We start from the raw sequence: 1534 nt of genomic DNA, 5'->3' as shown, positions 1-1534 counted from the left end.
CGGGTGCACGGCCGCTACGTCCGGCGGTTGGCCGACATCGCACTCGGCGGTGTCCAGACGGTGCTCGCCTTGACGGTGCGCCGGTTCAAGTGCGTGAACACCGGGTGCACGGCGGTGACGTTCGCCGAGCAGGTGGCCGGGCTGACCAGCCCGCACGCCCGGTTCACGCCGCTGTTGCGCACCGCGCTGACCTCGGTCGCGATCGCGATGGCGGTGCGCGCGGGCGTCCGGCTGGCGGCCCGCCTTGGATTACGCGTGGCCAAGGACACCTTGCTGCGGCTGGTCCGCGCGGCGCCGGAACCAGCGGTGGAGGCAGTGCGGGTGGTGGCTGTGGACGACTTCGCGCTGCGCAGGCGCGCCACCTACGCCACCATCATCGTGGACCTGGAGGCTCGCCGTCCGATTGATGTGCTGAAGGGGAGGGAGGCTGAGCCGGTGGCCGCGTGGCTGGCCGCTCACCCGGAGATCGAGGTGGTGTGCCGAGACCGTGCCGTGCCTATGCCGAGGCCATCCGAACAGGAGCTCCGCAGGCCCTGGACGTGGCCGATCGCTGGCACCTGTACCGCAACCTGGCCGAGGCGGTCGACGCCACCGTGCGCGCCCACCACGCGTGCGTCAAGACCGCCCTCGATGAGGCTGCCGGATCCGACGGTTCCGGCGAGGACGGCACGGCACTGGCTCTGGCCCCTGGTGATGTGCCCGGCGGGGTGCCCGCCCCGCGCGATGGGATGCTCGATGTGCGCGGCCAGCCGCGCCGCCTGGTGAGCCGCACCATCGAACGCTACGAGGCGGTTCAACGGCGGGTGGCCGAAGGTCGCTCGTTGTGGGGCATCAGCCGCGAGTTGGGGCTCAACTACTACACCGTGCGCCGCTACGCTCGCGCCGCCGGCGTGGAGGAACTGCTGGCGTCGGCGACGCATCGGCGCACGCTGCTGGATGCGTTCAAGCCCTACCTGCACCAGCGTGTCACCGCCGATGGCTGTCACAACGCCTCGCAGCTGTTTCGGGAGGTCACCGCACAGGGCTACCGCGGCAGCGCAAGCCCCGTCTACTGGTACGTGCGGCTGCTGAAGAGCAACGCGGTGGCGCCGCCTCCACCACGCCCGATCCCGCGTCCGCGGACAGTCACCCGCTGGATCATGATCCATCCCGATGGCCTCCGCCCCGATGACACCATGACGTTGAAGGAGATCCGTGCCGCCTGCCCGGAACTGGACACCGTCACCCGGCACGTGCGCAGCTTCGCCACCATGATGCGCGACCTGCGCGGGGACCGGCTCCCGGCCTGGATCGATGACGTGCGCAACAGCGGCCTGCCCGCCCTAGTTCAGTACGCCGACGGCCTTGCTCTCGACCTGGACGCCGTGACCGCTGGCCTATCGGTGGCCTGGAGTTCCGGGCAGGCCGAAGGGCAGAACACGCGAGTAAAGTTGATCAAGCGGCAGGGATATGGCCGCGCGAACTTTGACCTTCTCAGGAAGAAGATCCTGCTTCGAGACTGACGTCCCGCATCACAAGATCAGCGACAGAGCCC

General features: G+C 69.6%; 2 protein-coding genes. Both read left to right on the top strand.

Features of this window, described 5'->3' with window-relative positions:
- The coding region (locus EJK15_RS74030; protein WP_206062371.1) for a transposase at positions 1-765 on the top strand (765 nt) is incomplete at its 5' end.
- Positions 729-1502: a transposase gene (locus EJK15_RS74025; protein ID WP_206062369.1), complete on the top strand. Its 774-nt coding sequence runs from the start codon at positions 729-731 to the stop codon at positions 1500-1502. The genes EJK15_RS74030 and EJK15_RS74025, both read left to right, overlap by 37 nt.
- Positions 1503-1534: the final 32 nt, after the last annotated feature.

Source organism: Nonomuraea basaltis (genome assembly GCF_005893125.1).
In the GTDB taxonomy this organism is placed as follows: Bacteria; Actinomycetota; Actinomycetes; order Streptosporangiales; family Streptosporangiaceae; genus Nonomuraea; species Nonomuraea basaltis.
Note: the sequence above shows the minus strand (reverse complement) of the source record. Positions and strands in the feature narration are given on the sequence as shown.